At 36.5% G+C, this 5,668-nt stretch carries 9 protein-coding genes and 1 pseudogene; 6 read left to right on the top strand and 4 right to left on the bottom strand.

What is annotated here, in order from left to right; genetic code table 11:
• Together MSG95_RS18625 and MSG95_RS18620 are read left to right on the top strand one after the other, a co-directional pair.
• Positions 1 to 128 (top strand): annotated as a pseudogene (locus MSG95_RS18625) (mobilization protein); the annotation flags it as partial.
• Positions 125 to 625, top strand: a complete 501-nt coding sequence (locus MSG95_RS18620) for a hypothetical protein (RefSeq protein WP_324645208.1) — start codon at positions 125 to 127, stop codon at positions 623 to 625. The pseudogene MSG95_RS18625 and the gene MSG95_RS18620, both read left to right, overlap by 4 nt.
• A gap of 111 nt (positions 626 to 736) precedes the next feature.
• Here MSG95_RS18620 and MSG95_RS18615 read toward each other — a convergent pair whose 3' ends face one another.
• Both MSG95_RS18615 and MSG95_RS18610 read right to left on the bottom strand, forming a co-directional pair.
• On the bottom strand, positions 737 to 1,018 hold the full coding sequence (locus MSG95_RS18615; protein ID WP_001129137.1) for a type II toxin-antitoxin system YafQ family toxin: 282 nt from the start codon (positions 1,016 to 1,018) through the stop codon (positions 737 to 739).
• Positions 1,011 to 1,304 carry a type II toxin-antitoxin system RelB/DinJ family antitoxin gene (locus MSG95_RS18610; protein WP_001277151.1) on the bottom strand — a complete coding sequence of 98 codons (294 nt, stop codon included), beginning with the start codon at positions 1,302 to 1,304 and terminating at the stop codon, positions 1,011 to 1,013. Before MSG95_RS18610 ends, MSG95_RS18615 begins: the two co-directional genes overlap by 8 nt.
• A gap of 213 nt (positions 1,305 to 1,517) precedes the next feature.
• Between MSG95_RS18610 and MSG95_RS18605 the strand changes: the two genes are divergently transcribed.
• From MSG95_RS18605 to MSG95_RS18595, 3 genes are all read left to right on the top strand, one after another.
• Positions 1,518 to 1,889, top strand: coding sequence for a hypothetical protein (locus MSG95_RS18605; protein WP_324645203.1), 372 nt, complete (start codon positions 1,518 to 1,520; stop codon positions 1,887 to 1,889).
• Positions 1,890 to 2,614: 725 nt separating this feature from the next.
• Entirely contained in the window at positions 2,615 to 3,598 is a 984-nt protein-coding gene (repM, locus tag MSG95_RS18600; RefSeq protein WP_087554524.1) for a replication initiation protein RepM, read from the top strand.
• Complete coding sequence (locus tag MSG95_RS18595) at positions 3,595 to 3,891, top strand: hypothetical protein (protein WP_303892048.1); 297 nt, start codon at positions 3,595 to 3,597, stop codon at positions 3,889 to 3,891. The genes repM and MSG95_RS18595 overlap by 4 nt, the downstream gene beginning before the upstream one ends.
• Here the strand turns inward: MSG95_RS18595 and MSG95_RS18590 are convergent.
• Both MSG95_RS18590 and MSG95_RS18585 read right to left on the bottom strand, forming a co-directional pair.
• Complete coding sequence (locus MSG95_RS18590; protein ID WP_004916110.1) at positions 3,888 to 4,199, bottom strand: HU family DNA-binding protein; 312 nt, start codon at positions 4,197 to 4,199, stop codon at positions 3,888 to 3,890. The genes MSG95_RS18595 and MSG95_RS18590 overlap by 4 nt on opposite strands.
• A 2-nt stretch (positions 4,200 to 4,201) precedes the next feature.
• The gene (locus tag MSG95_RS18585; protein ID WP_087554522.1) at positions 4,202 to 4,489 is read right to left on the bottom strand and encodes a mobilization protein; all 288 of its coding nucleotides are present in this window, start codon (positions 4,487 to 4,489) and stop codon (positions 4,202 to 4,204) included.
• 208 nt (positions 4,490 to 4,697) lie between these two features.
• Here MSG95_RS18585 and mobQ point away from each other — a divergent pair.
• A partial coding sequence (gene mobQ, locus MSG95_RS18580) for a MobQ family relaxase (RefSeq protein ID WP_324645198.1) occupies positions 4,698 to 5,668 on the top strand: 971 nt, incomplete at its 3' end.

Here is a 5,668-nt window from a genome sequence, read left to right as displayed (position 1 = left end):
AAAGCAAACGTCTAGAACTGGAACGCCAAGCGGAAATGAAGCGACAGCAAGAATTAGATAAACAACGAGCCGAGCAAGCACTCCGCAAGGCATCTCAAAAACTAAATAGAGGCGGAATGTCGTTATGAGCAACCAAAATGATCTAGATGACCAGTTATATATTTTATTGGCATCCATGAAGGAATATCGAGAAGCCATAGCAGACGATAAGAAGCGATTAGAGCAGTTTTACAACCATGTCGCTAGCGGAGTGCTAGACAAGGCTGAAAAATCGCTAGAAAACGCAAATAAGAAGCATACAGGCGCATTAAACAACAGTATTCAGGCATTAAACGAAGCTACACACAGGCTCAACTTAAAACTTATCATTATTTTTGCTAGCACGTTTGTTGCTGTGATGATGGTATTCATTTTGGCTATCTTCTTATACATACCAAGCAAAGATGAAATTGATGAACGTAGAGCAGATATGGCTGTACTAAAAAAATATCCGTTACAAATCGAGGAGCATGATGGGAAAACATTAGTCAGAATTATGACTAAAAAGCCGTGTTACTCATTTGAACCGAATAATGTCAAAGAAAAAACGTATGACTGGTGTCAGATCGACCCTAAAAAATACTAGTTGATCGGTACTTTGCTTGGTTTTTCTCATTACTGATCAGATTACAGCAAGCGCAAAGTTGCCCGACTTTGAAACATGGCTAAAGCCATCTTTCAAAGCATCGAGCGATAGTCATCCAAAAATTTCGGAATGGCTATCCAACTGATGCAGTTCTAAAATATCGTCACCAACAAGCCTATAAATCAAGACTAAATCAGGCTTCACATGACAATCACGACAATTCTTAAACTCTGCACCACCCTTCAAGGGATGATCTAAATATTTTTCAGGCAAAGGATTATTTGCGACTAAACAATCTAATACTTCTGCCCATTCAGCCGTAACCAGTTCTAAATAACGTCTTTTAATATCACGTTTAAAAGAACTGGTTACGATAATCTTACGTTTAGCCATGTGCTTCTTCCGACATAGCTTTAATCGCTTCTTCTACCGTTTCGTACTCGGTGTACTCGCCATTTTCAATCTCTTTTAAAGATTGAAGTAACTTGGCTGCTGCTTTAGGAGTTAAAGCAGTTTCTCGCGCATAGTCAAAAGATAAAGGGATCGCCTTAGTTTTAACGATTTGATTCAAGAACAGTTTGAATGCTTGGGGCATAGTCAAACCGTAGTCTTCCAAAATAGGCGTGACTTGTTCTTTTAACTCTGCTTCTAAGCGCATATTGAAATTGACTGCGGACATGATTTCCTCACTCAAAAACCATTAAAGTAAAGATAATATAAGGCATATTCTTTACTTTTTCATTACTTTTGATGTAATAAATGGTTTCTAACAAATGAATTTCGTATAACAGCCATTATGTTAAATAGAAGTAAAATCAATATCTAAAAATGATTAGGATTTAAAAAATGAGTTTGGTATATTCAGCTTTTTATTGATCTATAATTGAAAATTATGCCTGATTTCAAAGAAATAATAGTAGAGACATACATAAAAGAGATTGAATCGAAAAAGTTTGGATTATCTTTAACTATATTTTGTGTATTTTTCTTTTTAGGGGTATTTTTTTGGCCTTTAATATTAGTTGCTTTTATTGCACCATTTTTCGTAGTTTCGAAACCTTCAATAGAAAAATATATAGCATTACAGTGTCCTAAATGCTCTAAAGAAACTATAGCTATCATTCCTTTTAAAGAAAGATATAAAGCTGGTAAAGACTTTGATTTTACTAAAGCAAATAATTTTGACTTCCAATGCCAAAGTTGTAATGCTCATATGGATTATTTAAATGGATATGCTATTTATAAAAAAATAGAAATTTCTTAAATTTATGTAGTTTTCCTAAAATTAACATAATACACCTTATACGAAATACGTTATAATTCCACTTAGAAATCAATGCTGTAGTTTCTAGTTTATAGCCCATCTTCCCCAAGGTGGGCTTTTTTTATGATTTTTCACGTTCCACGCCTATTATTTAAGCAATGTTTCACAACTTTGATTAGCTTCATTAAATAATTAAAACCTAGATAATAAGAACCGAGCGAGTGTCTACGAGCGATTGAGCATCATCAAAATTTCACGCTCGCCCTTTCTCTGATTACAAGCTTCCTTTAGATTTTAAACGGTAGATACAGAGCATCCCGAATGGGTGCGAACTTTGGAGCTTTTGCTTTTCAAAAAGTATGAGCGAAGCGAATACATTACCAATGCTTTTGCTTTTAGATTTCACAAACAGGATTAACCAAAAACTGCCCCTCGAAGCGAGGAACGAGCTTCAATAGAGTACGAGCTTTAGCGAGTACCTAGGGCAGTTTTTAGCACTCCCCTCTTTTTAATAATTTTATAATTTTATAATTTTAGACCACTTATTCATATTAATAATCAATGGCTTATATTGCTATATCTATACGTTTATGCAGTCTTATCTATACGTTTATGCAGTCTTATCTATACGTTTATGCAGTCTTATCTATACGTTTATGCAGTATTGCTATACGTATTTAATCTATGTAATATAATTACAACTAAAAAGAATGTATGTATAAGAAATGGCAAATGATTTAGTTGTTAAAAATAATGCGCTGATTGATGCAAGTTATACCTTGAGCTTAGTAGAACAACGCTTAATTGGATTGGCTTTGGTCAAAGCTAATAATCAGCACCAAGAAATTACCAGTGATACAGTTCTGACCATACATGCAGGGGAATATGCTGAACAATTTAAGGTTGATGGTTCAGTAGCTTATCGAGCATTAAAAGAAGCATCAGAACGGTTGTTTTTACGCTATTTCTCATACACCTTATATGGCTTGGAATTTGGTAAGGAATACACTTTTAAACGTCCCAAAAAGCTAAGAGATTGCGATATACCAACCGTTATGAAATCACGATGGGTACAAAAGATCGGTTATACAGAATCAGAGGGTTTATTACACTTCCAACTTACCAGTGATGTTGTCCTATTGGTTGCTAATTCAAAAGAATATTTCACAAGCTATTACTTATCACAAACTACCGACTTTACCAGTACCTACGCTACTCGATTGTTTGAACTCCTAATGAAATGGAAAAATGTCGGACATATTCCATTTATTGAAATAGAACAATTACGAGGGCAATTAGGTGTAGAACCTAAGCAATATAAAATTATTTCTAACTTTAAGTTGCGAGTCCTAGATGTGGCTGTGGAGCAAGTGAATCAACATTCAGACTATACGATTAAATACGAGCAACATAAGCAGGGGCGGACAATTATAGGTTTTTCATTCAAATTTAAGCCTAAAGTAGATAAAATCTCAAAAAAAATAATATCTAAGCAAAATCGTAGTAACCCTGATTTTTTTATAAAATTGAGCGATCCACAACGCCATTTATTTGCAAATAAAATGTCTGAAATGCCCGAAATGAGCAAATACTCACAAGGTACGGAAAGCTTTCAGCAATTTGCTATTCGTATCGCTGACATGCTTTTAGAGCCTGAAAAGTTCAGAGAGCTTTATCCATGTTTAGAAAAAGCAGGGTTTCAAGCATGATGAAATTAACCAACCTATTAGAAGAATTTCACGGCACACAAGCTGAATACCTCGATATCGTAAATTATGAAATTGCGAGGGAAAATATATGCAGTTATATCTTCCTATTATCCCGAATATCCCAAAATGCCGAACCCACCGAAAAAATGCAGATGGAAAGCAAAATAGAGGATTTAATTTACTATCGGGATAATTTGCAGATCGAAGATATAGAAAATATCCAAAAGATCTTAAATAAGCTAATTCCAGAGTATAAAGCCGAACAAGAAAAACAAAGAGCTAAGAAAAATTAGGCTTTCTTTTTAGCTTTACTTTTTTGCTTTGGCTTAACAATAAATTGCTCTCCCAAAGCCTTGCCTTGTTTAAAAGTGACGATTTTCTTAGCTTCAATTTTAAGTTTTTCGCCAGTTTTAGGATTGTGCCCCATTCTTTCGGCACGCTGTTTTACTTCAAAAGTCCCAAAATCAACCAACCGAACATTTTTATCTTCAACTAGGGCTTCTGTGATTACCTCAAGAACAGAATTTAGAACAATTCTTGCTTCATCTTGGGTAATGTTTAATTTAGGCGCTAATTTGGCAATTAAATCGGCTTTATTCATAATTAATTCTCCTCAATATTTGGTAAGTCAAAAAGCTGTCTATCTCTATTTTCTGTTAAATAGTCGTTGAGTTCAGCGAGTATTTTTTCTTTATTGGCTTCATTCGCATTCATTTTTTTAATCAAGTAAGAACCGAGCAAAATTTTACGCCGAGTATCGTCCTTTCTTTCCTGCTCTTTCTGTTTCGATTTTTCTCTAGCTTCGATAGCCTGTTTACGAGCCTTTAACTGTTTCAGCTTCTCTAACTGGGCTTCGATTTTCTTTTCAAGAGTTTCAGCAGCTTTTGTCATGATTCAGATTTCGGGATATAGAAAACCACTCAAGCATAAGGCCCTATGAATTGAAATTCAAGCGGGCTATATGCTATCGTGTTTTTCATGAAATGCGCACTTACGACTTGGATTTCATCCAAGTCAAAGTTTGCGTAAGGGGATACCCCTTAACCCCAAAAAACTGCTACGCAATTTTTTAAAAGCAAAAGCATCTCAAGGCGACTGCATGGCAATCTATCATTGTTCAACTAAAACAATTAACCGAAGTTCAGGACGAACTGCGGTTGCATCAAGTGCCTATCGTGCAGGTGAAAAACTAGAAGATGAACGCACAGGGCTGACCCATGACTTTACGAGAAAAGACGGTGTCGCCCATTCTGAAATTATCTCTAATCTAGATATTGAAATTGACCGTGGCGAACTTTGGAACTTGGCAGAAAAAACCGAGAACCGCAAAGATGCCCGAACCGCTAGAGAATGGGTAATCGCCCTACCCGATGAATTAGACGCTGATCAACGTAAGGACTTGGCAAAAGACTTTGCCAGGTCCTTAGTTGATCGCTATGGCGTGATTGCAGATTTAGCTATTCATGAACCGAGCAAAGGCGGTAATGATAAGAATCATCACGCCCATATCATGCTTACCACCCGAAAAGCTGAATTAGATACGGACAATAAACTCACCCTGATCACCAAAACAGATATCGAACTCAGCAACGCCAAACGAAAAAGCCTTGGCATGGGGACAACCCAAGAAGATATTAAGCAAATTCGAGAAACTTGGGCAGACTTAGCCAATAAAGCATTGGAACGTGCAGGCTACCGAGAAAAAATAGACCATCGTAGCTATGCCGATCAGAACAACGGACTACAAGCCACCATCCATGAAGGCACCAAAGTCACCCAATTACGCAGACAAGGCATAGACACTGAAATCAGCCGTTTTAATGACAATGTGAAACAGCAAAATATCCAACAGCTTCAGCAAGAAAAACAGCAGAAAGAGAGCGTTTTACAGCGTGGTTTAAACCGTGTCGATCAAGGTTTTGATCAATGGCAGAAGAATCAAGAAAGCAAACGTCTAGAACTGGAACGCCAAGCGGAAATGAAGCGACAGCAAGAATTAGATAAACAACGAGCCGAGCAAGCACTCCGCAAGGCATCTCAAAAACTAAATAGAGGCGGAATGTCGTTATG

The sequence above is a fragment of the Acinetobacter sp. IK23 genome (genome assembly GCF_035615275.1).
Taxonomy (GTDB): domain Bacteria; phylum Pseudomonadota; class Gammaproteobacteria; order Pseudomonadales; family Moraxellaceae; genus Acinetobacter; species Acinetobacter seifertii.
The sequence above is the reverse complement of the archived record's forward strand: the minus strand, read 5'-3'. Positions and strand labels throughout refer to the sequence as shown.